We start from the raw sequence: 1,394 nt of genomic DNA on the forward strand, positions 1-1,394 counted from the left end.
GTTTAATTAAAAGTCAGTGGTCAGTTATCAAAAATGAATCACCAATTACCAATTACCAATTACCCATTACCTACTCAGCATGAAGGAGGGCTAATTGATAGTATTTTTCCGCGTGTGCAATGAGTTCAGTGATTTCGGTGTCTGTGAGTTGACGAACTACCTTACCGGGGAGGCCGAGGACTAGAGAACCAGGGGGGACATTTTTGGTAACTACAGCACCCGCACCGATCATACTACCTGCACCGACTCTGACACCATTTAAGATGATAGCACCAATACCAATTAAACTCCCACGTTCAATGTGAGCAGAATGGACTACAGCCCGATGTCCAACAGTGACATAATCTTCTAAAATGGTTGGTAAACCCGGATCACCATGGAGAATTGCACCGTCTTGAATATTTGTACATTCGCCAATTTCAATCCGTTCTACATCACCTCTAACCACAGATCCATACCAAATACTGGCTCTGGCTGCTATGGTTACAGAACCAATGATTATAGCGTTAGCTGCCACAAAAGCAGCTTGAGAAAATTCAGGAGATTTTGAGCCAGAAGAGATAGACACGATAGAATATGGATATTGTACCCAGGAACACTGGAGAAACTCCAACCTTTAGGGCTGGTTGTTAAACCAGAATATCATAGCCTTGGCCTGCTATGGTCAGGCAGTTGTGAGACTTGTTCTCAGACACTATCCTCACTTTTATGCAGGAGTAAGCAAGTCATCTAAAGTAGTGGAGCAGGAGTGTAAAGTTAAACCTACTGGTGCTGGCAGAAAAACAATACTATGTTTATACGCACTTCATGATCAATCCAGGCTTTCAGTACCCAATATTTGGCCCTGAAATACAGTGTCCCCACTGTCGCCAAAATATTTCAGCGTTGACATTGACGGATACTTATTTGTGTCCTCGTCATGGCGCATTTGAAGCTGAACCTAAAACTGGGGAGTTAGTTCATTTACAGTCCGGTCGTCATTGGCGCAGATGGGATGGTGAATGGTATCGTCAACATACTCATCCTGATGGGATTCGGTTTGAAATTCACGAAGCTTTAGATAAGCTTTATACTCAAGGTTATCGGGCTACGAGAATAATTGTTGCTAATCGTTATCAGGAATTAATGAGTGGCTACTTGGAACGTAGTACACCCTGGCGTTCTGGACAAGGGGAAGCTACTACGGGGGCGCGGTTATATGGCTTACCTGTAGATTTTAGCCCTGATTCTGTCGCAGAACCTTGTTGGGAAGTGATTAATTTTGATTTGGATAAAGAACCTGGTGTCCCGGTGCGTTACCCATATTTTCGGTTGTTTGAGTGATAGTCAGTGGTCAGTGGTCAGTGGTCAGTGGTCAGTGGTCAGTGGTCAGTGGTCAGTGGTCAGTGGTCAGT

2 protein-coding genes are annotated in these 1,394 nt (G+C 44.1%); one reads left to right on the top strand and one right to left on the bottom strand.

What is annotated here, in order from left to right; genetic code table 11:
- Positions 1–70 precede the first annotated feature (70 nt).
- On the bottom strand, positions 71–568 hold the full coding sequence (locus ACIR310F_RS0105290) for a gamma carbonic anhydrase family protein (RefSeq protein ID WP_028082919.1): 498 nt from the start codon (positions 566–568) through the stop codon (positions 71–73).
- Between the two features lie 239 nt (positions 569–807).
- Here ACIR310F_RS0105290 and ACIR310F_RS0105295 point away from each other — a divergent pair, with 239 nt between their 5' ends.
- The gene (locus tag ACIR310F_RS0105295) at positions 808–1,323 is read left to right on the top strand and encodes a TIGR02652 family protein (RefSeq protein WP_028082920.1); all 516 of its coding nucleotides are present in this window, start codon (positions 808–810) and stop codon (positions 1,321–1,323) included.
- Positions 1,324–1,394: the final 71 nt, after the last annotated feature.

Source organism: Dolichospermum circinale AWQC310F, from assembly GCF_000426925.1.
Lineage (GTDB): Bacteria > Cyanobacteriota > Cyanobacteriia > Cyanobacteriales > Nostocaceae > Dolichospermum > Dolichospermum circinale.